The 25,235-nt window shown below is 74.0% G+C and carries 23 protein-coding genes; 9 read left to right on the top strand and 14 right to left on the bottom strand.

From position 1 onward, the window contains the following. Positions 1–89: 89 nt before the first annotated feature. Complete coding sequence (locus ACSHWO_RS28570; RefSeq protein ID WP_361097854.1) at positions 90–689, top strand: helix-turn-helix domain-containing protein; 600 nt, start codon at positions 90–92, stop codon at positions 687–689. On the opposite strand, the gene ACSHWO_RS28575 is transcribed toward ACSHWO_RS28570, so the two are convergent. Further along, positions 667–1,071, bottom strand: a complete 405-nt coding sequence (locus ACSHWO_RS28575; protein WP_438316192.1) for a CoA-binding protein — start codon at positions 1,069–1,071, stop codon at positions 667–669. The genes ACSHWO_RS28570 and ACSHWO_RS28575 overlap by 23 nt on opposite strands. Before the next feature lie 182 nt (positions 1,072–1,253). On the opposite strand from ACSHWO_RS28575, the gene ACSHWO_RS28580 reads away from it, so the two are divergent. The 3 genes from ACSHWO_RS28580 (at position 1,254) to ACSHWO_RS28590 (ending at position 6,168) form a co-directional block, all read left to right on the top strand. Further along, positions 1,254–1,880 (top strand): YigZ family protein, encoded by a 627-nt coding sequence (locus ACSHWO_RS28580; protein WP_438316195.1) that lies wholly within the window; start codon positions 1,254–1,256, stop codon positions 1,878–1,880. Positions 1,881–1,990: 110 nt separating this feature from the next. Continuing rightward, on the top strand, positions 1,991–3,160 hold the full coding sequence (locus tag ACSHWO_RS28585) for an exonuclease SbcCD subunit D (protein ID WP_385845305.1): 1,170 nt from the start codon (positions 1,991–1,993) through the stop codon (positions 3,158–3,160). After that, positions 3,157–6,168, top strand: a complete 3,012-nt coding sequence (locus ACSHWO_RS28590) for an AAA family ATPase (RefSeq protein WP_438316199.1) — start codon at positions 3,157–3,159, stop codon at positions 6,166–6,168. Before ACSHWO_RS28585 ends, ACSHWO_RS28590 begins: the two co-directional genes overlap by 4 nt. On the opposite strand, the gene ACSHWO_RS28595 is transcribed toward ACSHWO_RS28590, so the two are convergent. Further along, positions 6,158–6,604, bottom strand: a complete 447-nt coding sequence (locus ACSHWO_RS28595; protein ID WP_361097698.1) for an Lrp/AsnC family transcriptional regulator — start codon at positions 6,602–6,604, stop codon at positions 6,158–6,160. The two genes, ACSHWO_RS28590 and ACSHWO_RS28595, sit on opposite strands and share 11 nt — an antisense overlap. A gap of 94 nt (positions 6,605–6,698) precedes the next feature. Here ACSHWO_RS28595 and ACSHWO_RS28600 point away from each other — a divergent pair, with 94 nt between their 5' ends. Beyond that, complete coding sequence (locus ACSHWO_RS28600) at positions 6,699–7,250, top strand: rhodanese-like domain-containing protein (RefSeq protein ID WP_438316202.1); 552 nt, start codon at positions 6,699–6,701, stop codon at positions 7,248–7,250. A gap of 82 nt (positions 7,251–7,332) precedes the next feature. On the opposite strand, the gene ACSHWO_RS28605 is transcribed toward ACSHWO_RS28600, so the two are convergent. The 4 genes from ACSHWO_RS28605 to ACSHWO_RS28620 form a co-directional block, all read right to left on the bottom strand. Further along, positions 7,333–9,057: a DUF885 domain-containing protein gene (locus ACSHWO_RS28605; protein ID WP_438316205.1), complete on the bottom strand. Its 1,725-nt coding sequence runs from the start codon at positions 9,055–9,057 to the stop codon at positions 7,333–7,335. A gap of 35 nt (positions 9,058–9,092) precedes the next feature. Further along, positions 9,093–10,574, bottom strand: a complete 1,482-nt coding sequence (locus tag ACSHWO_RS28610; protein WP_438316208.1) for a GNAT family N-acetyltransferase — start codon at positions 10,572–10,574, stop codon at positions 9,093–9,095. 109 nt (positions 10,575–10,683) lie between these two features. After that, entirely contained in the window at positions 10,684–12,321 is a 1,638-nt protein-coding gene (locus ACSHWO_RS28615; protein WP_438316211.1) for an alkaline phosphatase D family protein, read from the bottom strand. Between the two features lie 114 nt (positions 12,322–12,435). Beyond that, positions 12,436–13,290: an alpha/beta fold hydrolase gene (locus ACSHWO_RS28620; protein WP_385845326.1), complete on the bottom strand. Its 855-nt coding sequence runs from the start codon at positions 13,288–13,290 to the stop codon at positions 12,436–12,438. Positions 13,291–13,620: 330 nt separating this feature from the next. Between ACSHWO_RS28620 and ACSHWO_RS28625 the strand changes: the two genes are divergently transcribed. Next, positions 13,621–14,379, top strand: a complete 759-nt coding sequence (locus ACSHWO_RS28625; RefSeq protein WP_361097680.1) for a GntR family transcriptional regulator — start codon at positions 13,621–13,623, stop codon at positions 14,377–14,379. Between the two features lie 194 nt (positions 14,380–14,573). Here the strand turns inward: ACSHWO_RS28625 and ACSHWO_RS28630 are convergent, their stop codons facing one another. The 3 genes from ACSHWO_RS28630 to ACSHWO_RS28640 all read right to left on the bottom strand — a co-directional run bounded on the left by ACSHWO_RS28630 (position 14,574) and on the right by ACSHWO_RS28640 (position 17,716). After that, the gene (locus ACSHWO_RS28630) at positions 14,574–15,731 is read right to left on the bottom strand and encodes an ROK family transcriptional regulator (protein WP_361097677.1); all 1,158 of its coding nucleotides are present in this window, start codon (positions 15,729–15,731) and stop codon (positions 14,574–14,576) included. A gap of 152 nt (positions 15,732–15,883) precedes the next feature. Continuing rightward, positions 15,884–16,534 (bottom strand): response regulator transcription factor, encoded by a 651-nt coding sequence (locus ACSHWO_RS28635; protein ID WP_361097674.1) that lies wholly within the window; start codon positions 16,532–16,534, stop codon positions 15,884–15,886. Positions 16,535–16,543: 9 nt separating this feature from the next. Beyond that, a complete protein-coding gene (locus ACSHWO_RS28640) occupies positions 16,544–17,716 on the bottom strand; it encodes a sensor histidine kinase (protein WP_438316217.1) in 1,173 nt (390 codons plus the stop codon). Positions 17,717–17,824: 108 nt separating this feature from the next. Between ACSHWO_RS28640 and ACSHWO_RS28645 the strand changes: the two genes are divergently transcribed. From ACSHWO_RS28645 to ACSHWO_RS28655, 3 genes are read left to right on the top strand one after another with little or no spacing between them, the layout of a single operon-like run. Beyond that, positions 17,825–18,736 carry an ABC transporter ATP-binding protein gene (locus ACSHWO_RS28645; protein ID WP_438316220.1) on the top strand — a complete coding sequence of 304 codons (912 nt, stop codon included), beginning with the start codon at positions 17,825–17,827 and terminating at the stop codon, positions 18,734–18,736. A 23-nt stretch (positions 18,737–18,759) separates the two neighbouring features. Beyond that, positions 18,760–19,512: an ABC transporter permease gene (locus tag ACSHWO_RS28650; RefSeq protein WP_438316223.1), complete on the top strand. Its 753-nt coding sequence runs from the start codon at positions 18,760–18,762 to the stop codon at positions 19,510–19,512. Between the two features lie 49 nt (positions 19,513–19,561). Further along, complete coding sequence (locus tag ACSHWO_RS28655) at positions 19,562–19,996, top strand: hypothetical protein (RefSeq protein ID WP_361097661.1); 435 nt, start codon at positions 19,562–19,564, stop codon at positions 19,994–19,996. Here the strand turns inward: ACSHWO_RS28655 and mug are convergent. The 5 genes from mug to ACSHWO_RS28680 all read right to left on the bottom strand — a co-directional run bounded on the left by mug (position 19,993) and on the right by ACSHWO_RS28680 (position 25,226). Beyond that, positions 19,993–20,541 (bottom strand): G/U mismatch-specific DNA glycosylase, encoded by a 549-nt coding sequence (gene mug / locus ACSHWO_RS28660; RefSeq protein ID WP_438319297.1) that lies wholly within the window; start codon positions 20,539–20,541, stop codon positions 19,993–19,995. The two genes, ACSHWO_RS28655 and mug, sit on opposite strands and share 4 nt — an antisense overlap. After that, positions 20,538–21,971, bottom strand: coding sequence for an adenylosuccinate lyase (purB, locus tag ACSHWO_RS28665; protein ID WP_385845353.1), 1,434 nt, complete (start codon positions 21,969–21,971; stop codon positions 20,538–20,540). The genes mug and purB overlap by 4 nt, the downstream gene beginning before the upstream one ends. A gap of 71 nt (positions 21,972–22,042) precedes the next feature. Then, a complete protein-coding gene (locus ACSHWO_RS28670) occupies positions 22,043–22,834 on the bottom strand; it encodes an SGNH/GDSL hydrolase family protein (RefSeq protein ID WP_385845359.1) in 792 nt (263 codons plus the stop codon). A gap of 29 nt (positions 22,835–22,863) precedes the next feature. Next, positions 22,864–23,889, bottom strand: coding sequence for a hemolysin family protein (locus tag ACSHWO_RS28675; RefSeq protein WP_361097651.1), 1,026 nt, complete (start codon positions 23,887–23,889; stop codon positions 22,864–22,866). Continuing rightward, positions 23,886–25,226 (bottom strand): hemolysin family protein, encoded by a 1,341-nt coding sequence (locus ACSHWO_RS28680; RefSeq protein WP_385845365.1) that lies wholly within the window; start codon positions 25,224–25,226, stop codon positions 23,886–23,888. The genes ACSHWO_RS28675 and ACSHWO_RS28680 overlap by 4 nt, the downstream gene beginning before the upstream one ends. Positions 25,227–25,235: the final 9 nt, after the last annotated feature.

Here is a 25,235-nt window from a genome sequence, read left to right on the forward strand (position 1 = left end):
AGTGCGGTGAACGGTGGGGTGCAGTAGTGGGTACCCCACACGATAGTTCAGCCTGTTGGACTTGGGAATCCAAAATCTTGGACGGAATGGTGTCGGACTTCGAACAGCTCACGCAGGCGCTCGCCCGGAACCTCCGCCACTGGCGCGGCGAGCGGGGCTTCACCCTGGAGGCCCTGGCCGCCCGCGCCGGGGTCAGCCGCGGGATGATCATCCAGATCGAGCAGGCCCGTACCAACCCCAGCGTCGGCACGACCGTGAAGCTTGCCGACGCCCTGGGTGTGAGCATCACCACCCTGCTGGACCGTGACCGGACCCCGCGCGTCCACGTCGTCCTGCCGGGCCAGGGGGTGCGGATGTGGAGCACCGGGGCGGGCAGCGGCGCGAGCATGCTCCTGGGCGACGACCGGCGCGGCCCCGTCGAGATGTGGAGCTACCGCCTGGAGCCGGGCGAGGGCGCCGAATCCGACGCGCACCCGTCCGGCACCTTCGAGATGCTGCACGTCACGGCCGGGGAACTGACCCTGCTGGTCGGCGAGGGCCGGTACGCCGTCCCGGCCGGCGGTGCCGTCTCCTTCGAGGCCGACACCCCGCACGCGTACCGCAACGAGGGCGGGGAGCCGATGGAGATGACCCTGGCCGTCTCCATCCCGCCCGTGGGCGGCACGGCTACAGGGCGGGAATCTCAATAGCGGGGCAGCGGTCCATCACCATCTCCAGGCCCGCCTCGCGGGTACGGGCGAACGCGGCCTCGTCCACCACGCCGAGCTGGAACCACACGGCGCCGGCGCCCGCGGCCACCGCCTCGTCCGCGACCTGCCCCGCCAGCGCGCTGTTCACGAACACGTCCACCACGTCCACCTCGAACGGGATCTCCGCGAGCGAGGCGTACCCCTGCTCCCCGAGCACCGTCTCGGCCTTCGGGTGCACGGGAACCACCCGCTTCCCGAACCGCTGGAGCACGCGCGCCACCCCGTAGGCGGCCCGGTCCTGGTTGTTGGACAGGCCCACCACGGCCCAGGTGTCGCCGAGTTCGGTGAGGATCCTGCGGATGGTTGCCGGGTCGCCGTACACGGGTGCCGCCTCCTGATGTCTCGTCCGGGCCCCTGCCCGGCGGGTGCGCCCGGTGCTCCGGACCGCAGCCGTGGACAACACGAACCCCGCGCCGCGGATTCCCCGCGACGGGTTCGGCGGGGGTGCGCGCGGGCGGGCTTCGTGCGGGCGGACCGCTTCCAAGCACGGCTTAGGGTGGAGCGGTGAAGTCCGACCAGTACGCGACGGTGGCCCGCGAGGGCGTCCACGAGTCCGAGATCAACCGCTCGCGGTTCCTGTGCTCCCTCGCGCCCGCCGCGACCGAGCAGGAAGCCCAGGAGTTCGTGGCCCGCGTCCGCCGCGAACACCCCACCGCCACGCACAACTGCTACGCCTACGTCATCGGCGCCGACGCCTCCGTCCAGAAGGCCAGCGACGACGGCGAGCCCGGCGGCACCGCCGGCGTGCCCATGCTGCAGATGCTGATGCGCCGCGACGTCCGGTACGCGGTCGCCGTGGTCACCCGCTACTACGGCGGCGTGAAGCTCGGCGCCGGCGGCCTCATCCGCGCCTACGGGGGCGTCGTCGGCGAGGCCCTCGACGTGCTCGGCACCGTCACCCGCCGCCGCTACCGGCTGGCCACCGTGACCGTCGACCACCAGCGCGCCGGCAAGATCCAGAACGATCTGCGGTCCACCGGCCGGACCGTCGTCGACCTGCGCTACGGGGCCGCCGTCGAGATCGAGGTCGCCCTGCCCGAGGCCGACCTGCCCGGCTTCGAGGCCTGGCTCGCCGACACCTCGGCCGGCACCGCCGCCCTCACCCTCGGCGGTGAGACGTACGCGCCCTGAGGACCCCGGCGAGGCGTTAGCGTAGAGGGGTTCATCGGACGGCCAGGGCGATACGGGCGATACAGGGGGCGGACGGACATGTGCGCAGTGGCGGCCGGCGGGGCCGGCGAGTGAGGCTCCTGCACACCTCCGACTGGCACCTCGGCCGGTCCTTCCACCGCGTCAACCTGCTCGGAGCCCAGGCCGCGTTCATCGACCACCTCGTGGACACCGTCCGCGAGCACGAGGTCGACGCGGTCCTCGTCGCCGGCGACGTGTACGACCGGGCGGTGCCCCCGCTGCCCGCCGTCGCGCTCTTCGACCGCGCCCTGCACCGCCTCGCCGACCTCGGCGTCCCCACCGTCATGATCTCCGGGAACCACGACTCCGCCCGCCGCCTCGGCGTCGGGGCCGGGCTGATCGGCCGGGCCGGCATCCACCTCAGGACCGACCCCGAGGGCTGCGCCGACCCGGTGGTGCTGTCCGACGCACACGGCGACGTGGCGCTGTACGGGCTGCCCTACCTGGAGCCGGCCCTGGTCAAGGATGCGATCGGCGCCGAACGGGTCAGCCACGAGGCGGTCCTCGGCGCGGCCATGGACCGCATCCGGGCCGACCTCGCCGGCCGTACCCCCGGGACCCGCTCCGTGGTCCTCGCCCACGCCTTCGTCACCGGCGGCCGGGCCAGCGACAGCGAACGCGACATCGCCGTCGGCGGCGTCGAGGCCGTACCCGCCTCCGTTTTCGACGGGGTCGACTACGCCGCCCTCGGCCACCTCCACGGCTGCCAGACCATCAACGAGCGGGTCCGCTACTCCGGTTCCCCGCTGGCCTACTCCTTCTCCGAGGCCGACCACCGCAAGACCACGTGGCTCGTCGACCTCGGCCCCGCCGGGGAGATCACCGCCGAGCGGATCGACACCCCCGTGCCGCGGCGGCTCGCCCGGCTGCGCGGCCCCCTCGCCGCGCTGCTGGAGGACCCGGCGCACACCGCGCACGAGGAGTCCTGGATCGAGGCCACCCTCACCGACCCGGTACGCCCCGACGACCCCATGGCCCGCCTCGCAGCCCGCTTCCCGCACGTCCTGAGCCTCGCCTTCGACCCCGAGGGCCGCGAGGAGGACGGCGGCGCCACCTACGCCCAGCGGCTCCGCGGCCGCAGCGACCAGGAGATCGCCGAGGACTTCGTCGCCCACGTCCGCGGCGGCGGCGCCGACGAGGCCGAACGGGCCGTGCTCCAGGCCGCCTTCGAGGACGTCCGCACCGCGGCCGCCGAGGGCCTCCAGGAGGCCCGCCGATGAGGCTGCACCGGCTCCGGATCACCGCCTTCGGCCCGTTCGCCGAACCCCAGGAGATCGACTTCGACGCCCTGTCCGCCGCCGGGATCTTCCTGCTGCACGGACCCACCGGCGCGGGCAAGACCTCCGTCCTGGACGCCGTCTGCTTCGCCCTGTACGGGTCCGTTCCCGGCGCCCGCCAGGCCCCCGGCACCAGCCTGCGCAGCGACCACGCCGCGCCCGCCACCCCGACCGAGGTCACCCTCGAACTCACCGCCGGCGGGCGGCGCCTGGAGATCACCCGGCGCCCCGAACAGGACCGGCCGAAGAAGCGCGGCACCGGCACCACCAAGGACAAGCCGCAGAGCTGGCTGCGCGAGTTCGACGGGCAGCAGTGGGCCGCCCTCAGCCGCTCCCACCAGGAGATCGGCGAGGAGGTCGAGCAGCTGCTCGGCATGAGCCGGGAGCAGTTCTGCCAGGTCGTCCTGCTGCCGCAGGGCGAGTTCGCCCGCTTCCTGCGCGCCGACGAGCAGGCCCGCATCCGCCTGCTGAGCCGCCTCTTCGACACCCGCCGCTTCGCCGCCGTCGAGACCCTGCTCGCCGAGCGCCGCCGGGCCGCCGAGGCCAGGGTCCGAGCCGGCGACGAGAAGGTCCTCGGCACCGCGCAGCGGCTCGCCCAGGCGGCCGGCGACAGCGCCGACCTGCGGGCCTGGCCCATGCCCGGCCACCAGCCCGGCGACCCCGGCCTCGCCGGGGCCGTCCGGGCCTGGGCCGCCGTCGCGCGCTGCGCCGCCCGGGAGCGGCTCACCGTCACCGAGTACGCGCTGGCCGCCGTCGAGGGCCGGCACGCCGCCGCCCGCAGGGCCGCGGAGGAGGCCCGCGAGCTCGACCGGCTGCAGCGCCGGCACGCCGAGACCGCGCGCCGGGCCGCCCTCCTCGCCGAAGCGGCCCCCGAACGGCAGCGGATCCGCGAACTCCTCGACCGGGCCGGCCGCGCCGCCCTCGTCGCGCCCGCCCTGGAACTGCGCGGCGCGGCCGAGGCCGCCCACCTGGCCGCCGTCGGCGCGGAGGCGGCCGCCCGCGCCGAACTGCCCCCGCCCCTGGCGGGGGCCGGGCCGGAGCAGCTGGCCGCCGAGGAGCAGCGGCTGCGGGAGGACCTCGGCGCGCTGGGCGCCGGCCGGCGCGCCGAGGAGCGCAGCGCCGAGATCGGCCGCGAGCGGGCCGCCCTGGAGCGCGAGGCCCGCGCCGCCGAGGAGCAGCTGCGCGAGTCCGCCGAGTGGCTGGCCGGCTGGGAGGAGGCCCGCGCCGCGCTCGTCGGCCGCGTCGACGCCGCACAGCAGGCCGCGACCCTGGCCGAGCAGCTCGCCGGGAAGCTGGAGCCCGTCCGGCTCCGCCTGGAGGCGGCCCGGCGGCGCGACGCGCTGGACGCCGACGCGCAGCGCGCCGCCGGCGAACTGGCCGCCGTACGCGAGGAGTCGGCCACGGCCCGGGAGACGTGGCTGGAGCTCAAGGAGGCCCGGCTGCGCGGGATCGCCGCCGAGCTGGCCGCGGCGCTGGTGGCGGGCGAGCCGTGCACGGTGTGCGGCTCCGACGCGCACCCCGACCCGGCCCGCCCCGCCCCCGGGCACGTGGACCGGGCCGCCGAGGACGCCGCCCACGCCCGCTACGAGCACGCCGAGGAGCGCAGGGCCGCCGTCGAGCGGGCCCTCGCCGCCGCCCAGGAGGCCCGCGCCGGGGCCGCGGCCGCCGCGGGCGACGCCACCACCGCCGACCTGATCGCCCTGGCCGCGGACCTCAGCTCCCGGCACGCCGCCGCCCACGCCGCCGCGGCCGGCCTGCACGCCGCCCGCGAGCGGCTGGCCCGTGCCGAACGCGAGCACGCCGCACGCAGCACCGACCGGCTCGAGGCCGAACGCCGGGCCGCCGCCAGGGCCTCCCTGCGCGAGGCCCTGGACGGGGAGCAGGCCTCGCTGGAGGCCGGGCTGGCCCTGCTCCGCGGAAACGAGCCCACCCTCGCCGCCCGCGCCCGGATCCTGGAGGACCGGGTCCGGATCGTCGCCGCCGCCGGAACCGCGCTGCGCCGCTCCGAGACCGCCGCCGCCCGGCTCAAGGAGGCCGACGGCCAGCTCGCCGACGCCGCCTTCAAGGCCGGCTTCGACACCGTCGAGGCTGCGGCCGCCGCCGTGCTCCCGGACCGTGAACGCAGCGCGCTCCAGCACCGCCTGGACGCCTGGCGGGCCGAGGAGGCGACGCTCGCCGACCGCCGCGGCGAGGCCGACACCGCGGCCGCGGCCGCCCTGCCCCCGGCCGACCCGCACGCCGCCGGGGCCGAGGCCGAGCGGGCCGAGGCACTGGTGCGCTCCGCCTCCTCCGCCGTCGACGCGGCGCAGGTGCGGTGCGCGGAGCTGGACCGGCTCTCCCGGCAGGCCGAGCACGAGCTGCGCGCCCTCGGCCCGCTGCGCGAGGCCTACGAGCGGGTGGCCCGGCTGGCCGGCCTGACCGCGGGCACCTCCGCCGACAACGAGCGCAAGATGAGGCTGGAGGCGTACGTGCTGGCGGCCCGCCTGGAGCAGGTCGCGGCCGCGGCGACGGTCCGGCTGCTGAAGATGTCCGGCGGCCGCTACACCCTCGTCCACTCCGACGCCAAGGCGAGCGGCCGTGGACGCTCCGGTCTCGGGCTGCACGTGGTGGACGCCTGGACCGGCAGCGAGCGCGACACCGCCACCCTGTCCGGCGGAGAGACCTTCTTCGCCTCCCTCGCCCTCGCCCTCGGTCTGGCCGACGTGGTCTCCGACGAGGCGGGCGGCGTACGCCTGGACACCCTCTTCATCGACGAGGGCTTCGGCAGTCTGGACGACCAGGCGCTCGACGAGGTCCTCGACGTCCTGGACTCGCTGCGCGAGCGGGACCGCAGCGTCGGCATCGTGAGCCATGTCGCCGACCTCAGGACCCGTGTGCAGGCACAGCTGGAGGTCGTCAAACAGCGCGGCGGCTCGGCGGTCAGGCACCGCACGGCCGCCGTCACGGACTGAGCGGGCGGCGGGGCAGCGGCGAGGAGTACACGACGCTCGTGGTGACGGCGCCGAGCCCGGAGATGCGGCCGGCGACCTCCTCCAGATGGCCCATCGAGCGGGCGGCGACCTTCAGCACGAAGCAGTCGTCGCCTGTGACGTGGTGGGCCTCCAGGATCTCCGGCGTCGCCTCCAGCAGATCGTGGAACGGCTTGTAGTTGCCGTGCGGATAGCGCAGCCGCACCAGTGCCAGGATCGACTTGCCCAGCTTCTCCGGGTCCACCACGGCCGTGTACCCGGTGATCACTCCGGCCTCCTCCAGGCGGCGCACCCGCTCGGTGACGGCGCTGGCCGACATGGAGACGGCGCGGGCGAGGTCGGCGAAGCTGGCCCGACCGTCCTCCTGGAGGGCTGCCAGAATGCGCCAATCGGTGGCGTCGGGGGAATACTCGGTCATACGGCTGGTGTAGCAGGGGAATCCCCGGTCAAACAAGAGGAATGCCGGGGAAAGTCCCTTTCCGGGTGATCAATAGGCTCATAGATTCGCTGACATGACGACGACACAGCCCGCCCAGTCCACCTCCGCTTCCGCTTCGGCCTCCGGCTCTGCCGGCTCCGCCGCGCCCGAGAACCCCGTACTCCGGGTTCCCCCGGCCACCCCCGCCGCGGCCGCCGCCTACTTCGCCGCCAGCCTCGCCTTCCACGCGGACGTGTCCGACGTCGCCGCCGCCTTCAGGGCCCACCGCGAGCAGGGCGCCGCCCTCGGCTTCCAGCTCGTCGACTCCCGCTCCACCCCCGCCTGGGACCAGGCCCACGTCCCCGGAGCGGTCCACCTGCCGACCGCCCTGGTCCCCCAGCAGGCCGAGCAGCTCCTCGACAAGACCGTCCCCGTGGTCACGTACTGCTGGGGCCCCGGCTGCAACGGCGCCACCCGCTCCGCGCTCGCCCTGGCCCGGCTCGGCTTCCAGGTCAAGGAGATGCTCGGCGGCATCGAGTACTGGATCCGCGAGGGCTTCGAGGTCGAGACCTGGCAGGGCAGCCGGCAGCGCGCCGAGGCCGACCCGCTGACCGCGCCCACCGGCTCCGACCACTGCGGCTGCTGATGCTGCTGCCGACGGTCGTACGGGCCGCCCGCATCCCCTCGGGGCAGCGGGCGGCCCGTACGCGCGGGACCGGTGCCCCGGGTCAGAGCTGCGACAGCTCGTCCACCAGGTCGTCCAGGCCCAGCGAACCCTGCGAGAGCGCCGCCATGTGCCACGCCTTCAGGTCGAACGCCTCGCCGTGCGCGGCCCGGGCGTTGTCCCGGCCCAGCAGCCAGGCGCGCTCGCCCAGCTTGTAGCCGATCGCCTGGCCCGGCATCGACAGGTAGCGGGTCACCTCGCTCTCGATGAAGTCCGCGGGCCGGCTGTTGTGCTGCGCGAAGAACTCCTGCGCCAGGTCCACGGTCCAGCGCTCGCCCGGGTGGAACGGCGAGTCCGCCGGGATCTCCAGGCCCAGGTGCATGCCGATGTCCACGATGACCCGCGCGGCCCGCATCATCTGGCAGTCGAGGTAGCCCAGGCGCTGCTCGGCGTCCTTCAGGTAGCCCAGCTCGTCCATCAGGCGCTCCGCGTACAGCGCCCAGCCCTCGACGTTGGCGCTGACCAGGCCGACGGACGCCTGGTAGCGGGAGAGCCGGTCCGCGACGTGCGTCCACTGCGCGAGCTGGAGGTGGTGGCCCGGAACCCCCTCGTGGTACCAGGTGGAGACCAGGTCGTAGACGGGGAAGCGGGTCTGTCCCATCGTCGGCAGCCAGGTGCGGCCGGGGCGGGAGAAGTCCTCGGACGGGCTCGTGTAGTACGGGGCCGCGGCGCCGCCCGCCGGGGCGATGCGGGACTCCACCCGCTTGACCCGCTCGGCGAGTTCGAAGTGGGTGCCGTCCAGGTTCTCGATGGCCTCGTCCATCAGGCCCTGCAGCCAGGACTGGACCTCGTCGACGCCGATGCGGGTGCCGTGCTCGTCCAGGTGCCGCAGCGCGTCCCAGGGGCCGGCGCCGGGCAGGATCCTGGCCGCCTCGACCTTCATCTCGGCCAGCAGCCGGTGGTACTCCGACCAGCCGTAGGCGTACGCCTCGTCCAGGTCGAGGTCCGTGCCGTTGAAGTAGCGCGACCAGCGGGCGTAGCGCTCGCGGCCCACCGCGTCCGGGGCGCCGGCGACGGCCGGGGCGTACACCGCGCGCATCCAGTCGCGCAGTTCGGTGAGGGCGGCGGTCGCGGCGCCGGCCGCCTGCTCCAGTTCGGTGCGCAGGGCCTGCGGGCCGCGGGCGGCGAACTCGCCGAAGAAGCCGACGCCCGCAGTGCCGCCGTCACCGTCGCCGGGGGCGTCCTCGCCGGCCCAGGTGGTGAGCTGGCCGATGAAGGTGTCGGTAGCGCGCGGACCGCCGTACAGGCCGCGGTCGAGCCCGAGTTGCAGGCTCTCGCGGTAGCCCGCCAGGGCGGCGGGCACCGCGCGCATCCGTTCGGCGATCGCGGCCCAGTCCTCGTCCGTGTCCGCCGGGGTCAGCGGGAAGACCTCGCGGATCGAGTGTGCGGGGGAGTGGATGTTGCTGACGGCTCGCAGGTCCTCGTCCGCCTCGTGCACGGCGAGTTCGGCGGTGAGGCGCTCACGCAGCAGGCGGGCGCAGCGGCGCTCGGCGTCGCCGTCCGCGCCGGGCAGCCGCTCGGCCGCGTCGAGCCGCGCGAGCGTGGCGCGGGCCAGGTCGGCCACGGCCGCACGGCCGGCCGGCGAGAAGTCCGGGAGCCTGCCGGAGCTCGCGGCGACACCGAGGTAGGTACCCGTGATGGGGTCGAGGGCGATGAGGTCGTCGACGTAGGCGTCGGCGACCTGACGGGGCAGCCGGGACGCGATGTCGCTGCTGAGGGTGTCTGACATGCGGACATCTTCGTATGCACGAAGGGTCCGCGTCATCACCGTTCGCTGTCGGCCTGATGACGCTGCGCGTTCAGGGCCGCGCGGGGCAGCCCGTGCGGGAGCCCGGTGCCGACGGGTGCCCCGTCGAGGCGGGCGGTGATGACGAGGGTGCCGTCCTCGACCAGGTAGTCGAGGGGGAGGCCGAGGCCGCGCATGGCAGCGACCATGCCGGTGTTGGAGGACTGGGTCACGGCGTACACGCTGGAGCAGCGGGCTTCGACGGCCAGCGCGACGAGCCGGCGCAGCAGCTCGGAGCCGATCCCGCGGCGCTGCCAGTCGTCCTCGATCAGGAGCGCGACCTCGGTCTCGTCCCCGTCCCACAGCAGGTGGCCGAGGGCGACCAGCTTGCCGGAGGCGGTGGTCGCGGCCAGCGTGCGGCCGAAGCGCGGGCTCAGCAGGTGGTCGAGGTAGCGGTCGGCGTCGGCGACCGGGCCGTGGTAGCGCAGGCCCAGGGTGCGCTCGGAGCAGCGGTCGTGCATCGCGCGGGCGGCGGGCAGGTCGGACCGGTCGGCGCGGCGCACGGTGATCTCGTTGCCCTCGGGCAGGGTCAGCACGTCCTGGCTGCGCGGGATGCGCGGGCCGAGCCGGGCGTCGAGCTCGACGAGGGCCCGGACGCGGGCGAACTCGGTCGGTGTGAACGGCAGATGGGGCCGTTCCACGGTGAGGGCACCGCCCGAGGGGTCGCGCAGCCGCATCACGGTCGCTTCGAGGACGCCCTCGACGGGGGCGTCCGCGCCGACGTTGGGACGGCCGGAGAGGCTGGTCGCCGGGATGGAGTGGATGGTGCAGCGGCCGAGCAGTTGGCGCAGCGCCAGCGGCAGTTCAGCGGCGTCCAGTGCGGTACGGGTCGCCAGGCCCAGCACCCGGGTCGGGGTGTCGACGAGGTCGTGCGCGTCGGCCCGCTCGATCCAGGTGTCCCTGCCGCCGGCGCCGGCGGCCGCACGGGTGAGCTCGGCGGGCGGCAGCTGCTGCGGGGCGCGCAGCAGGAACTCGTCCACGGTGCCGCCCTCGGGCAGCGGATGCGTCTGCAGGTTCAGGATGTCCACGCCGTGCGAGGCGAGTGCCGTGCACAGGGCGGCGAGGCTGCCGGGCTCGTCGCGCACCGTCGTCCGCATCCGCCACAGCGCGGCCGTGGCGGTCGCCCCGTCGTCGGGGGAGCCCGCCGCGGACCGGGCGGGGGCCGCCGGGGCCGGAGCCGTGGCCGGGCCGGCGGCACCCGTATCGGAGCGGCCCGCGCGTGCGGGCGGCGGTGCATGGCTGTGGCGGCGCGCCCACCAGGTGTGGAACGCCGCCGTCACCAGGAGCGCGACGGCCGAGGCGACCAGCAGGGCGGGGCCGCTCGGGCCGTGCACGACGAGGTTCGCGATGCCGTCGGCGACCGCGACGGCGCAGAAGAGCGCGGCCAGCTCGACGACGTCGCGGCGCCAGTGGTGGTGGCGGTGGGAGCGGTGGGCGGCGGCGTGCGTGCGTTCAGTCATGCATGCCACTGTGACGCAGGGGTGTTGCGTGGTTACGAACGATCTGTGACCGCTCGGTTAAGCGTCCATCTGGCCGATTTCGCCCTGATTGCCGCTCCCGGCGGCCGCCTTACTGACCCATGCGGCCCGGCTGGAGCGTCTTGGTGAAGAGTACGGCACCGCCCTGGCGCCGCAACCGCACGGTCAGTTCCCCGGAGTCGCCGTCGATCTCGACCTCCCCGTAGTACGGGGGGTTCTCGGACGGCGACGTGTTCGCGAACGGGGCCGACTGGACGAACGCCGTGCGGGGTCCGAACGTCGCGTCCAGCCTGCCGGCGGGGAAGCCGCCCGCCCCGACGGGGCCGGAGACGAACTCCCAGAAGGGCGCGAAGTCGGCGAAGGCGGCCCGCTCGGGGGCGTAGTGGTGCGCGGCCGTGTAATGGACGTCCGCGGTCAGCCAGAGGGTGCCCGTGATGCGCTGGTGCTTGATGTGGCGCAGGAGCTCGGCGATCTGGAGCTCGCGGCCCAGCGGCGCGCCCGGGTCGCCCTGGGCGACGGCCTCGAAGTTCGCGGCGCCGTCGGGCACGACGACCCCGAGCGGCATGTCCGCGGCGATCGCCTTCCAGGCGGCCCGCGACCGCGACAGCTCGCGCTTGAGCCAGGCCAGCTGCTCGGCGCCCAGGATGCCGATCGGGTCGTCGGTCTGGCGGCCGGGGGAGTTGGCGTTGCGGTGGGTGCGCATGTCGAGCACGAACACGTCGAGCAGCGGGCCGTACCGCATCACCCGGTACATCCGGCCCTCGGCGCGGCCGCCGCGCAGGTCGGTGACGGGGAAGTACTCGCCGAAGGCCCGGCGGGCGCGGGAGGCGAGGGTGTCGACGTCCCGGACGGTGTAGCGGGGGTCGTCCAGCAACTGGCCGGGGTACCAGTTGTTGCGCACCTCGTGGTCGTCCCACTGGGCGAGGACCGGCACGTGGGCGTTGAAGTCGCGCAGGTTGCGGTCGAGGAGGTTGTAGCGGAAGGTGCCGCGGAACTCGTCCAGGGTCTCGGCGACCTTCGACTTCTCCTCGGTGGTGACGTTGTGCCAGGTGGTGCCGTCGCGCAGCGGGACCGAGGCCTGGAGGGGCCCGTCGGCGTAGACCGTGTCCCCGCTGAAGAGGAAGAAGTCGGGGTCGCGCAGCCGCATCTCGTCGAAGACGCGATAGCCGCCGAGGTCGGGGTTGATGCCCCAGCCCTGGCCCGCGAGGTCCCCCGACCACAGGAAGCGCACGTTCCGGCGGCGCGATACGGGGGTGGTGCGGAACGAGCCCTGCACCGGCCGGCTGCAGCGGCGCGGGTCGCCCGGATCGGCCAGGACGACCCGGTAGTGGATCTCCTGGCCGGGGGGAAGGTCGCGCAGGGTGACGGTGCCGGTGTGGTCGGTGCCGGGGCCGAGGTAGGGGCCGCCGTGGTGGCGGACGCCGTAGCGGAAGGACTCGCTCGGGGAGGTCTGGACGTACATCCGCGCCGGGCGGTCCGAGCGCGTCCAGACGGTGGCCGAATGGGCGGTGATCTCACCGGACTGGACGCCCCACGGCGCGCTCGGCCGGCCCGAGCGGGCGAAGGCCGGGGCCGCCGCGGTCCCGACCGCGCCCGCGGTCCGGCCCGAGGTGGCGGTGGCGGTGGCGGTGGACGAGGCGAACGCCTGCGTGCCGAGCGAGCCGGACAGGGCAAGGCCCACCGGAACGGCGATCGAACCGCCGAGCAGGGACCGTCGGGTGTACGGCATGGGTGCCATCGGAGCGTCTCCAGGGCCGACCGGGGAAGGGTCGGACCAGTGTGCCGAGGCACCCCGGCCCGCCCGCGTCGCACACGCGAACCCCGGATGAACAGCCGCCGGACGTCATCCCACCTCGGTGTTCGCGGTCGCCCGCACCGTGTCCAGGACCACCCGCACGACCAGCGCCGGGTCGTCGTTCATCGGGACGTGGCCACAGCCGGGCAGCCGCACCAGGCGGGCACCCGGCACGACGTGCTTGGCCCGCACGCCCTGGCGGGGCAGCAGCAGCCGGTCCCGGGAGCCCCAGGCGATGGTGACCGGCAGCCCGGGGACGTCCTCGGTGAACCGTACGGAGCGGCCCGCCGCCAGGGTCTCCTCGAATCCGGTGGCCTCGCGCAGGGCGAGGGTCTCGGCGACCACGGCCGCGGGCGAACGGCGGGCCGGGCGCGCGTAGATGGTGCCGGTGAGGGCCGTCCGGCCGGCGGCGCTCTGCGAGAGCCGCTCCAGGGTGGACAGCGGCAGGGCCAGCGCACCGACGCGCATCGCGCGCAGCGTGGCGAAGGCGTACCTGCGCTCGGCCTCGGTCCAGAAGCCCGCGGGGGAGAGCGCGGTGACCGAGCGGGCCAGGCTGCCGCGGCCCATCTCGAGGGCGAGGAGGCCGCCGAGGGAGTTGCCGACGACGTGCGGGCGTTCGGCTCCCAGGGCCGCGCAGAGCGAGCCGAGCGCGGCGGCGACGGTGGGGAGGTCGTAGGGGACCCCGTCGGGCAGGGGCTCGGAGAGGCCGAAGCCGGGCAGATCGACGGCGATCACATCGTGCTCGGAGGCGAGGATGTCGGTCACCGGGTGCCAGGCCTGGAGGTGGTGGCCTATGCCGTGGAGCAGGAGGAGCGGTTCGCCGGATCCCTTGCGCTCGTAGGTGACGGTGGCGGTGCGGGGGCCCAGCGGCGAGTCGATCGGGAAGGAGACCGTGGCCGTCATGCTGCTCCTCGTCGGGTGGAGGCGTGTGAGACAGGCTGTCAGTAATCGCTATGGTCATGATTACCGTCCGGTAGGCCTTGACTACAAGCCTCCGGCGTGTCGGAGCAGTCGAGTCCGGATCGCATGGCACGCCCTTGAGGGCGGCGCGAACATCGTATGAACGGCTTGATGCGTATGCCCGATCTGCCCGGTAAAGGGGTGAGGATTGGTCTTGACCAAGGTGCTGCACCGACCTATGGTCGCAAGGGATAGTGCAGGAACCTTTAATAAACAAAGGCGCGGAACTGCCGCTGGAACACGGCGATTGCAGCGATGGCAGGAGGAGTCAGGGTGGGGACCACGCAGCTGGAAACGGTGCCGGAGCCGAAGTACTGGCACCTGAAGACCGTTCTGAGCGAGGCACTCGACCAGGACTTCGCCGTCGGGGAGGTCCTGCCGAACGAGCGGGAGCTCGCCGCCCGCTTCGGAGTGGCGCGCGCGACCCTGCGCCAGGCGCTGGAGCAGCTCGAACTGGAAGGCCGCCTGCAGCGCCGCCGCGGAGTCGGCACCACCGTCGCCCCGCCGCGGGTCGGTGTCGCCGTCGGCACCCCCCGCCACAGCTGGCCCGGCGAAGCCGCCGACGGCTGGGAGGCCGTCGACGCCGTCGACGCGCCCGTGCCCGCCGCGGCCCTCAAGCTGCTGGGCGTCCCCGCCGACCAGCCCGTGCACACCGTGCGCCGGACCCGGATCACCCAGGGCCAGGCCGTCGCAGCCGAACTGCTGTACGTGCCCGCGGCCTCCGTGCCCGGGCTCTCCGCGATCGACGCGCCCGCGGGGGCCGCCCGCGCCCGTGCCGTGCTGCGCGAGCTGCAGCGACTGGCCCTGGAGGGCCAGGACCGCTCGGTCGAGCTCGGCTCCGCCCGCGCCGACGACGCCAAGGAGCTGGACCGCCTGCCCGGAGCCCCGGTGCTGGTGGTCACCACCCGCTTCCTCACCGCCGGGGGCACGGCGGCCGTCTCCGTCGCCACGTACCGCGCGGACACCTGCCGGCTCACCTTCGGTGACTCGGGCGACGTCGAAATAGCCCACGAGACCCGCGCCGCGTCCTGACCTGCGCCCGCCCCCGCACCCCGACGGCCCCCGGTCCGGCACCCGCCGGAGGGGGCCGTACGCCGGAGGGGGCCGTACGCCGGAGGGGGCCGTACGACGGAGGGGGCCGTACGCAGGAGGGGGCCGTACGCAGGAGGGGGCCGGGCGAGACCGGGGCCAGGGCCTAGGCCGGGCGGGGCGCGCGGGGGCGCGGCTCAGCGGCGGCGCGCGGTGACCGTCATCTCCACGGCGAAGAGCTCCGCCTCCACCTGGTCCAGCGCCAGCCGCAGCGCCCCGGTGGCCACAGCCGCCTCGCCGAGCAGGGACTGGGCCACCCGCGGGGGACGGAGGCAGTAGCGCTCCAGCTCCCGGCGCAGCGGGTCCAGGACCCCGTCCAGGCCGGCCGCCCAGCCGCCGACCACCACCAGTTCCGGGTCCATCGCCAGGACCAGGGCCGCCACGTCGTGCACCAGGCGCTGGATGAACCGTTCCACCGCGGCCACGGCCCGCTCGTCGCCCCGCCCGGCCATCGCGAAGACCTCCGCCACGGCCTGCTCGTCCAGCGGGTGCAACGGTTCGCCCGTGGTGGACAGCAGCCGCTCGGGCGTCGCCTCGCGGCCCAGCAGGTGGAGCGCACCGATCTCGCCGGCGGCCCCGCCGAAGCCGCGGTGCAGCCGGCCGCCGATCAGCGAGCCGGCCCCCGGGCTGAGGCCGGCCATCACGAACACCATGTCGTCGGTGTCCTGCGCGGCCCCCTTCCAGTGCTCGGCGAGGGCCGCCGCGTTGGCGTCGTTCTCCACCTGGACCGGGCAGCGGAAGGAGCGCCGCAGCCGGTCCCCGAGCGGCAGCCCGGTCCAGCCGGGCAGCGCCGTGCCCAGGCGGACCGTGCCGTCCGCCTCGACGATGCCGGGGCTGCCGACCCCGACGGCCCGCAGGGAGTCCCGCGGTACGCCGGCCCGGCGCAGCAGATCGGCCACCGCCGCCCGGACGCGCTCCAACCGCTCGTCCGCGGACGCCGTCTCGGCGACGTCCTTGGTGCCGGCGCCGATCACCCGCCCGTCCAGCCCGGACAGCAGCACCGCGATCCGGTGGGAACCGATCTCGATGCCGAGCAGATGCCCGGCCTCGGCCCGGAACCGGAAACGGCGGGCCGGCCGCCCCTGGCGCCGGGCACCCCCGTCAGCGTCGGCCTCGACGACCAGCCCGGTGCCGATCAGCCCCTCCACCACGCCCTCGACGGTCGGCCGGGACAGCCCGGTCGCCCGGGTGAGGTCGGTGAGGGTCGGCGACTGGGCGGCGCGCAGGGCGCGCAGCACCACGGCCGAATTGATCCGCCGGAGCAGAGAGGGATCTCCGCCGGTCAGCTGCCCCAACGTCTGTCCTCCCAGCTGGCGAGCCTGTCAGCCGGATCGTACTGCGCACCCGCCGCGGCAGCGAGATGCGCCCCCGCCGGGCCCGGCGGTCCGGGGCGGTCCGGGGTGCTCGTTGGCGGTCCGGGGTGGTCGATGGCCTCGGCCGGCGTCGGTCAGGTCGGGACGACGAAGCCCGACTCGTACGCCGCGATCACCGCCTGGGTCCGGTCACGCGCGCCGAGCTTCGACAGCACCGCGCTCACATGGGACTTCACGGTCTCGGTCCCCACGAACATCTCGGCCGCGATCTCCGCGTTGGTCAGCCCCCGCGCCATCAACCGCAGCACCGCCTCCTCCCGCTCGGTCAGCGCGGCCCGCTCCAGCCGGGCCCGCGCCCCGGTGCTCCCGTACTCCGCGGCCAGCGACCGCACCGCGGTCGGGAAGAGCAGCGTCTCGCCCTCCGCGATCAGCCGCACCGCGTGCACGATCTCCGACGGGCGGGCCCGCTTCAGCAGGAAGCCGTCCGCGCCCGCCCGCAGCGCCCGGTACACGTACTCGTCGTTCTCGAAGGTGGTGACCACCAGGATCTTCGGCGGCTTGTCGACGCTCTTCAGCACCGCCTTGGTCGCCTCGATCCCGTCCAGCAGCGGCATCCGCACGTCCATGGCCACCACGTCCGGCCGCAGTTGGCGGACCAGCGGGACCACGGCCGCCCCGTCGGCGGCCTCGCCGACCACCTCGATGTCGGGCTGGGCATCGAGAACGGCGCGCAGACCCGCACGCACCAGGGGTTCGTCGTCGACGAGCAGTACGGTAACCGGCATCCGTTCAGCTTATGTGCTGAGCGGAAGCCGGGCGCGCACCCGCCATCTCCCCTCGTACGGACCGGACTCGGCCGCGCCCCCGAGCAGCGCGGCCCGCTCCCGCATGCCGCGCAGACCGCTGCCGCTGCCGCCGCCCGGGGACCCCTGCCCCTCGGGCAACGGATTCGACACCTCCAATTCCAGCTTTCCACCCGTCATTTCCACCCGCACTTCGACCGGGACGGGACCGCAGTGCCGCAACACGTTCGTGAGCGCCTCCTGCAGGATCCGGTACGCCTCCCGGGTGACGGGCCCGGGCAACGACTCCAGCGGGCCACTCAGTCGGGCGCGCACCTCGGCCCCGGAGGCCCGGGTCGAGTCCAGCAGCCGGTCCGCGTCCGCGAGCGTCGGCCGCTGCGACGGCCGCGGGCCGGAGTCCCGAAGTACCGACAGGACCCGGTCCAGGTCCTCAAGAGCCGTCCGGCCGGTCTCCTCGATCGCGGTCAACGCCCGTTCGGTGAAAGCCGGATCACCGGCCGCCCGCGCCGCCCCGGCCTGGACCACGGCCACGGTCAGCGCGTGCCCGATCGTGTCGTGCAGCTCGCGCGCGATCCGGGTCCGCTCCAGTAGCCGCTCGGTCCGCTCCTCCAGCACGGACAACCGCTCCGCAGAAGAAGGCCCCAACAGCCGGGTCGCGATGGCCGTGACCAGCTCGCCCATCAGGAACACGGTCACGAACAGCACGACCAGCGGCAGCGGGGTGAGCACGGCGGCCAGCCACGGCGGCGGCACCACCGGCAGCATCACGTCCCCGCGTATCGGATAGCCGAACGCCGTGGTGAACAACTCGACGGTGAACGCCGGCAGCCACACGGTGGCGAACATGGCCACGAACCCCAGCGCCAGCCGTATCTCCAGCCACAGCACGGTCCGCCAGCGGTCGCCCCAGCGCTTCGAGGCAACCGTGGATATGGCGCTCTCCTCGGACCCGCGGTCGTACGGGGTGAGCAGGAACTGCGCCTGGAGTCCCTCCGCCGTCCGCATCCAGGGGACGAGACCGAACGGGGCGATGATCAGAGCGGGAGCCCACGGGATCCGATCCTCTATGAACATCCACACCGCCACCAGCAGCACGGGCACGCACAGGTGCAGCCAACGCTTGTACGTCAGTGGCCGCAGGGGCGCTGTGATCAATCGGTGCATGCCCCCATCGTGACAGCAGGACGATCACGACCGTCTCCCCCGCACGGGGGAGACGATCCCCCCGCGCGGGGGAGGAGAAAGGGTGGGGCCGACGGCGAACCTTGAGCCATGAACCGCATCGAGATCCGCCAACTGACCAAGGAATACGGCAGGACGAGGGCCGTGGACCACCTCACCTTCGACGTACTGCCCGGCCGGGTCACCGGCTTCCTGGGCCCCAACGGTGCCGGCAAGTCCACCACGTTGCGGCTCCTGCTCGGACTGGACCGGGCCACCTCCGGAACCGCCACCATCGGCGGCCGCCGCTTCACCGACCTCCAGCAGCCGCTGCTCCACGTCGGCGCACTGCTGGACGCCCAGGCCGCCCACGGCGGCCGCACCGCCCGGGACCACCTGCTCTCGCTGGCCGTGAGCAACGGCATCCCGGTGCGCCGGGTGGCCGAGGTCATGGAGCAGGCCGGCATCGCATCCGCCGCGAAGCGGCGGATCAAGACCTACTCCCTGGGGATGCGGCAGCGCCTGGGGATAGCCGCCGCACTGCTCGGCGACCCCGGAGTGCTACTGCTGGACGAGCCCACCAACGGCCTGGACCCGGAGGGCATCATCTGGATCCGCGAGCTGATGCGCGGCCTCGCCGGTGAAGGGCGGACGGTCCTGGTCTCCAGCCACCTGATGTCGGAGACCGCCTCCTTCGTCGACCACCTGGTCGTCCTGGGCCGCGGCAAGCTCCTCGCCGACACGCCGATGGAGGACTTCATCAACGCGCGGAGCACCCCCAGGGTGCGACTGCGCACCTCCGACCCGATCCGTCTGCGCGCCACCCTCGCCCGGGACGGCTTCCAGCTGACCGAGGCCGCCAACGGCCGCTGGACCGTCGACGGGATGCAGGCCGAGCGGCTCGGCGCCCTCGCCGCCCGCGAGGGAATCCCGATGCTCGAACTCTCCGACGAGCGGGCCTCGCTGGAGCAGGCCTACCTCGACCTCACCGCCGACCACGGCGAGTTCGCCGCCACCCACTGACCACGACCGGAGGAATGCGCGCCATGTCCACCACCGCCCTGCCCACCCGAGCCGCCCTGCACGCGGAATGGATCAAGATACGTTCGCTGCGCAGCACCTTCGGGCCGCTCGTCGCGACCTTCGTGGCCGTCACCGGCATCCAGATGCTGACCGCTGCCGCCATCGGGACCGCCGAGGAAGGCAGCATGGGATCCGACCCGATGTTCGCCGCCTTCTACGGCCTCGTCTTCGGACAGACGGCGGCCATCGCGTTCGGCGCGAACGCCTTCTCGAGCGAGTTCCACAACAACGCCCTGCGGATCACCCTGACCTCGGTGCCGAACCGCGCCCGCTTCTACCTCACGAAGCTGCTCACGGTGGGCTGGCTCTCCTTCCTGGTCGGTGAGGCGACCGCCTTCGCGACCTTCCTCGGCGGCCAGGCCTTCATGGGCCGGTACGCCATCGGCCTGGGGGACGAGGGCGCGCTCCGCGCCGTCATCGGCTGCGGGCTCTACCTGACCCTGATGGCCCTGTTCGCCGCCGGCCTCACGGCCGTGTTCCGCAGCGCGGCCGCGACGCTCAGCGTCCTCATACCCTTCATCCTGGTCGTCTCCTTCGTCGTGGGCGACGTCGCGGGCGGGGCCGCCCAGTACCTGCCGGACCGCGCGGGGCAGATGGTGATGCGCGTCGAGCCGTGGGGCGAGCTGGGCCCGTGGACCGGCCTGGGCGTGATGGCGCTGTGGACGGGCGCTGCTCTGGTCGGCGGCTGGCTGGCGGTTCGGCGACGCGACGCCTGACGTTCGTGACGGAAGGCCAGTTGTCAGTGGTCGCCGGAATACTGACGACATGACCACGGCACAGCATCTCGAGACGATCGACCGGCTGCGGGCCAGGGATTTCCCAGCCGAGCGCGGCCGGTCGGACGTGGGGACGAGCGGACCGGGGTACCACCTCGCCGAGCTGGGCGGGAGCCGGTGGTACGGGGACGAGGACGCGGCCGACCGCGCGGCGCACGAGGACCAGGTGGTCGCCGAGTACGAGGCCCTGACCCAGCGGCTGGAGGAGCGGTGGGGGAGACCCGACACGTTCAGCCTCGCCGGACTGGTCCTGCGCGACGGGCACGAGGAGGTGCCGGAGCCCTGGCAGGAGATCGGGCACACCAGCGACCACCTGCACCTGTGGCGGGCCGGGGACCGCTGGATCGCCCTGTACACGGCCCGGTGGGGGGCCGACCACTCGCCGCAGCTGATGGCCGCGGTCACCGTGATCGACCCGCCCTAGACGTCCGGCTCGGCCTCGGCGGCCTCGCGGAGGCGGGCGTACTCCCGGGCCATGGTCTCCGCGGTCCAATGGGCGTTGAGACCGCTGGGGTTGGGGAGGGCCCAGATGCGGGTGTCGCCGATGGTCCGGTCCTGGGGGCCTATGGCGGCCCGGCGCTCGCCGAAGGCCGTGCGGTAGGCGGTCACGCCGGCTACGGCCAGCCACCGGGGGCGCAGGCGCTCCACCTTGGCCCGGAGGATGCGGCCGCCCTCGATCAGCTCCTCGGTGCTCAGCTCGTCGGCGCGGGCCGAGGCCCGGGCGACGACGTTGGTGATGCCGAGCCGGTAGGTCAGCAGCTCCTCCTGCTCGGCCGGGGCCAGGCGGCGCGGGGTGAAACCGGACAGGTGCAGGACGGGCCAGAAGCGGTTGCCGGGACGGGCGAAGTGGTGCCCGGTCGCGGCGGAGAGGAGGCTCGGGTTGATTCCGCAGAACAGCACGCGCAGACCGCCCGCGACCACGTCGGGGACGAGGCGGTCGCGGGCGGCTTCGAGGTCGGCGCGGGTCAGAGGATCGACCCCGGGGCGTACCCGGCGGCCTCCGGGTACTGCTTGGCGATGGCCTCGATGCGGGAGACCACCGTCGAGACCTGGCTGCCGGCGGCGCCCGTGAAGGACAGCTTGTCGGCCATCAGGGCGTCCAGCTGGGCCCGGTCCAGCGGCATCCGCTCGTCGGCGGCCAGCTTGTCCAGCAGCTCGTTGCGCTCGGCACCCTGCTCGCGCATCGCGAGCGCGGAGGCCACCGCGTGCTCCTTGATGATCTCGTGGGCGACCTCGCGGCCCACGCCGGCCCGCACCGCGCCCATCAGGACCTTGGTGGTGGCCAGGAACGGCAGGTAGCGGTCGAGCTCGCGGGCCACGACGGCCGGGAAGGCGCCGAACTCGTCGAGGACCGTCAGGAAGGTCTCCAGCAGGCCGTCGAAGGCGAAGAACGCGTCCGGCAGCGCCACCCGGCGGACCACGGAGCAGGAGACGTCGCCCTCGTTCCACTGGTCGCCGGCCAGCTCGCCGGTCATCGAGGCGTAGCCGCGGAGGATGACCATGAGGCCGTTCACGCGCTCGCAGGAGCGGGTGTTCATCTTGTGCGGCATCGCGGAGGAGCCGACCTGGCCCGGCTTGAAGCCCTCCGTGACGAGCTCGTGGCCGGCCATCAGACGGATCGTCTTCGCGATGGACGAGGGGGCGGCGGCCAGCTGCACGAGGGCGGTGACCACGTCGTAGTCGAGCGAGCGCGGGTAGACCTGACCGACGGAGGTGAAGGCCTGGGCGAAGCCGAGGTGGTCGGCGATCCGCTGCTCCAGGTCGGCGAGCTTGGCGGCGTCGCCGCCGAGCAGGTCGAGCATGTCCTGGGCGGTGCCGACCGGGCCCTTGATCCCGCGCAGCGGGTAGCGGCCGATCAGGTCCTCCAGGCGGTCGAAGGCGACCAGCAGCTCGTCGGCCGCGGTGGCGAACCGCTTGCCGAGGGTGGTCGCCTGCGCGGCCACGTTGTGGGAGCGGCCGGCCATGACCAGCTCGGCGTGCTCGCCGGCCAGCTTGCCGAGGCGGGCGAGGACGGCGACCGCGCGGTCGCGGGCCAGCTCCAGGGAGAGCCGGATCTGCAGCTGCTCGACGTTCTCGGTGAGGTCGCGGGAGGTCATGCCCTTGTGGACGTGCTCGTGGCCGGCGAGGGCGTTGAACTCCTCGATGCGTGCCTTCACGTCGTGCCGGGTGACCTTCTCGCGCTCGGCGATCGAGGCGAGGTCGACGGTCTCCAGGACGCGCTCGTAGTCGGCGAGGGCGGCGTCGGGGACCTCGATGCCGAGGTCCTTCTGGGCGCGCAGCACGGCGAGCCACAGCCGCCGCTCCAGCGTCACCTTGTACTCGGGGGACCACAGGACGGCGAGCTCCGGGGAAGCGTAGCGGCCGGCCAGGACATTGGGGATGCGGGGCTTGGCTGTCACGTGTAGGGATTCTACTGGGGTTGCTGCTGTGCGATTGCGCAGGTCGGGCGCCTGCCCCGGATTGTGCCTTGCTACGAGAGCCGCTCTCCCGCAGGTTCCCCGTACGGCAGCAGTTCCGGCCGCTTGGCCGGGCGGCCGTCCCCGGAGGAGCGGCCCGTCAGCCGGCGCCCGATCCACGGCAGCAGGTGCTGCCGGGCGAAGCTCAGGTCCTGCGAGCGGCGCTCGCCCCAGCCCGGCCGCTCGGCGGGAGGCAGTGCGGCGCGCCAGTCCTCCTCCGGCGGCAGTCCCAGAGTCTGCCAGACCGCCTCGGCCACACGCCGGTGGCCCTCGGGCGTCAGGTGCAGCCGGTCCACGTCCCACAGCCGCGGGTCGCCGAGCACCGGGGCCCCGTACAGGTCGACCACCAGGGCGCCGTGCCGGGAGGCGAGCTCCTCGACGAAGCCGAAGAGCTCCTCCATCCGGGACCGGAAGCGTTCCATCACCGGGCCGTTCCGCCCGGGCGAGCGCATCAGCACCAGCGTCGTGCAGGAGGGCGCCAGCAGGCCGACGGCCTCCTCCAGGTGCCCGCGGACCCGGCCCATGTCGACCTTGGGCCGCAGGGTGTCGTTCAGCCCGCCCACCAGGGTCACCACGTCGGCGCGCATCGCCGCCGCCAGGGGGGCCTGGTCCGCGGCGATCTGCCCGATCAGCTTCCCGCGGACCGCGAGGTTGGCGTAGCGAAAGCCCGGCTCGCGCGCGGCGAGCCGGGCTGCCAGCAGGTCGGCCCAGCCCCGGTACGAGCCGTCCGGCTGCAGGTCGGACATGCCCTCGGTGAAGGAGTCGCCGACCGCGACAAAACTGGTGTAAGACGCATTGATCCCCATGGCGCAGCGATGCTACCGCGCGGTACGGATCAAGTGGAGGCCGGGCGCCCGAACAGCTCGCGCAGCACGTCCTCCATCGTCACCAGCCCCGCCATCGTCCCGTCCGGTCCGAGGACCGCCGCCAGGTGCGTCCGGCTGCGCCGCATCGCGGTGAGCACGTCGTCCAGCGGGGTCTCCGCCCGGATCTGTGCGATCGGCCGCAGCGCCGAGATCGGGAAGGGTTCCTCCCGCTCCGGCCCGTCCGCGTCCAGGGCGTCCTTGACGTGCAGGTACCCCAGGATCTTCGAGTGCTCGTCGAGTACCGGGAAGCGGGAGTAGCCGGACGAGGCCGAGAGCCGCTCCAGCCCGGCCGGCGTGAGGCCCGTCCGGGCCGCGACGACCCGCTCGGAGGGCAGCACCACGTCGGTGACCGGCCGCCGGCCCAGCTCCAGGGCGTCGTGCAGCCGCTCGCTGGCCCGGTCGTCGATGAGCCCCGCCTCGCTGGAGTCCTTCACGATCCGCGCGAGCTCGTCGTCGGAGAACGTCGCGGAGACCTCGTTCTTCGCGTCGACCCGCAGCAGCTTCAGCAGCGCGTTGGCGAAGGCGTTCACCGCGAAGATCACCGGGCGCAGCGCCCGGGTGGCCGCGACCAGCGGCGGGCCCAGCAGCAGCGCGGTGCGCACCGGCTCGGACAGGGCCACGTTCTTCGGCACCATCTCGCCGAAGAGCATGTGCAGGTACGTCGCCAGCGTCAGCGCCACCGCGAACGAGATGACGTGCGTCAGCCCGTGCGGTACGCCCACGAGGTCGAACAGCGGCGTCAGCAGGTGGGCGATGGCCGGCTCGGCCACCACGCCCAGCACCAGGGTGCACAGGGTGATGCCCAGCTGCGCCGCCGCCATCAGGGCGGAGACGTGCTCCAGGCCCCACAGCACGGAGCGGGCCCGCCGGTCGCCCTGCTCGGCGTACGGCTCGATCTGGCTGCGCCGGACCGAGATCAGCGCGAACTCCGCGCCGACGAAGAAGGCGTTGACGACCAGGGTCGCCAGGCCGATCAGCAGTTGCAGCGCGGTCATCGGTGGGCCTCCCCGCCCTGGTCCTGCCGGGGTCCGGCCGGAGCGTGCAGCAGCACGCGGGCGGCCCGGTGCCCGCTGGCGTCGACCACGTCGAGCTGCCAGCCATCCAGGTCCACCCGGTCGCCGACGACCGGGATCCGGCCGAGCGCGGTCGCCATCAGCCCGGCCAGGGTCTCGTACGGCCCCTCCGGGACGCGCAGCCCGATCTGCCGGAGCTGGTCGGTGCGCGCGGCACCGTCGGCGGAGTAGAGCGCCCGCCCGGAGGTGTCGGTGCCGGCCGGGGCCAGGTCGGGGGTTTCGAGCGGGTCGTGCTCGTCGTGGACCTCGCCGACGACCTCCTCCATGATGTCCTCCAGCGTGGCCACGCCGGCGGTGCCGCCGTACTCGTCTATGACGACGGCCATGGTCTGCTTGCCGGACAGCCGGTCCAGCAGCCGGTCCACGGTCAGCGACTCGGGTACGAACAGCGGCGGGCGCAGCAGCTGCGCCACCGGGTGGCGGTGGCGGGCCTCGGCCGGCAGGGCCAGGACGTCCTTGATGTGGACGGTGCCGACGACGGTGTCGAGGCTGCCGCGGTAGACCGGGAAGCGCGACAGGCCGGTCGCCATGGTCGCGTTGGCCACGTCCTCGGCGGTGGTCTGCACGTCGAGTGCGGTGACCTGGACGCGGGGGGTCATGACGTTCTCCGCGGTCAGGTCGGCGAGGTTCAGGGTCCGTACGAAGCGTTCGGCGGTGTCCCGCTCCAGGGCGCCGGCCTTGGCGGAGTGCCGGGCCAGGGCCACCAGTTCCTGCGGTGAGCGCGCGGAGGCGAGCTCCTCGGCCGGCTCCAGGCCGAGCCGGCGGACCAGGTGGTTCGCGGTGCTGTTGAGGTGGCTGATGAACGGGCGGAACGCCCGGCTGAAGACCCGCTGCATGGTCGCCACCCGCTTGGCGATGGCCAGCGGGGAGGAGATCGCCCAGTTCTTGGGCACCAGCTCGCCGACGACCATCAGGACCACCGTCGACAGGACGGTGCCGAGGACCAGAGCGGTCGAGGAGGCGGCGGAGGCCGACAGGCCCATGGCCTCGAACGGGCCCTGGAGCAGGGCGGCGATCGACGGCTTGGCGATCATGCCGATGATCAGGCCGGTCACGGTGATGCCGAGCTGGGCGCCGGAGAGCTGGAAGGTCAGGCTGCGGACGGCGGCCAGGGCGCTCTCCGCGCCCCGTTCGCCGCGCTCGACGGCCCGTTCCAGCTCGCTGCGCTCGACGGTGGTCAGGGAGAACTCGGCCGCGACGAACACCCCGCAGGCAAGGCAGAGCAGCAGCGCCACGACGAGCAGGAGCACTTCGGTCATCGGTCCGTC

Origin of the sequence: Streptomyces pallidus (ex Mingjun et al. 2026), from assembly GCF_051550185.1 — a bacterium.
Classification (GTDB): domain Bacteria; phylum Actinomycetota; class Actinomycetes; order Streptomycetales; family Streptomycetaceae; genus Streptomyces.

Coding starts and splice junctions, on each gene's coding strand:
- ACSHWO_RS28590 (WP_438316199.1), top strand. CDS start 3,157: ATGAGGCTGCACCGGCTCCGGATCACCGCCTTCGGCCCGTTCGCCGAA.
- ACSHWO_RS28595 (WP_361097698.1), bottom strand. CDS start 6,604: ATGACCGAGTATTCCCCCGACGCCACCGATTGGCGCATTCTGGCAGCC.
- ACSHWO_RS28600 (WP_438316202.1), top strand. CDS start 6,699: ATGACGACGACACAGCCCGCCCAGTCCACCTCCGCTTCCGCTTCGGCC.
- ACSHWO_RS28605 (WP_438316205.1), bottom strand. CDS start 9,057: ATGTCAGACACCCTCAGCAGCGACATCGCGTCCCGGCTGCCCCGTCAG.
- ACSHWO_RS28610 (WP_438316208.1), bottom strand. CDS start 10,574: ATGACTGAACGCACGCACGCCGCCGCCCACCGCTCCCACCGCCACCAC.
- ACSHWO_RS28615 (WP_438316211.1), bottom strand. CDS start 12,321: ATGCCGTACACCCGACGGTCCCTGCTCGGCGGTTCGATCGCCGTTCCG.
- ACSHWO_RS28620 (WP_385845326.1), bottom strand. CDS start 13,290: ATGACGGCCACGGTCTCCTTCCCGATCGACTCGCCGCTGGGCCCCCGC.
- ACSHWO_RS28635 (WP_361097674.1), bottom strand. CDS start 16,534: ATGCCGGTTACCGTACTGCTCGTCGACGACGAACCCCTGGTGCGTGCG.
- ACSHWO_RS28640 (WP_438316217.1), bottom strand. CDS start 17,716: ATGCACCGATTGATCACAGCGCCCCTGCGGCCACTGACGTACAAGCGT.
- ACSHWO_RS28645 (WP_438316220.1), top strand. CDS start 17,825: ATGAACCGCATCGAGATCCGCCAACTGACCAAGGAATACGGCAGGACG.
- ACSHWO_RS28650 (WP_438316223.1), top strand. CDS start 18,760: ATGTCCACCACCGCCCTGCCCACCCGAGCCGCCCTGCACGCGGAATGG.
- ACSHWO_RS28655 (WP_361097661.1), top strand. CDS start 19,562: ATGACCACGGCACAGCATCTCGAGACGATCGACCGGCTGCGGGCCAGG.
- ACSHWO_RS28670 (WP_385845359.1), bottom strand. CDS start 22,834: ATGGGGATCAATGCGTCTTACACCAGTTTTGTCGCGGTCGGCGACTCC.
- ACSHWO_RS28675 (WP_361097651.1), bottom strand. CDS start 23,889: ATGACCGCGCTGCAACTGCTGATCGGCCTGGCGACCCTGGTCGTCAAC.
- ACSHWO_RS28680 (WP_385845365.1), bottom strand. CDS start 25,226: ATGACCGAAGTGCTCCTGCTCGTCGTGGCGCTGCTGCTCTGCCTTGCC.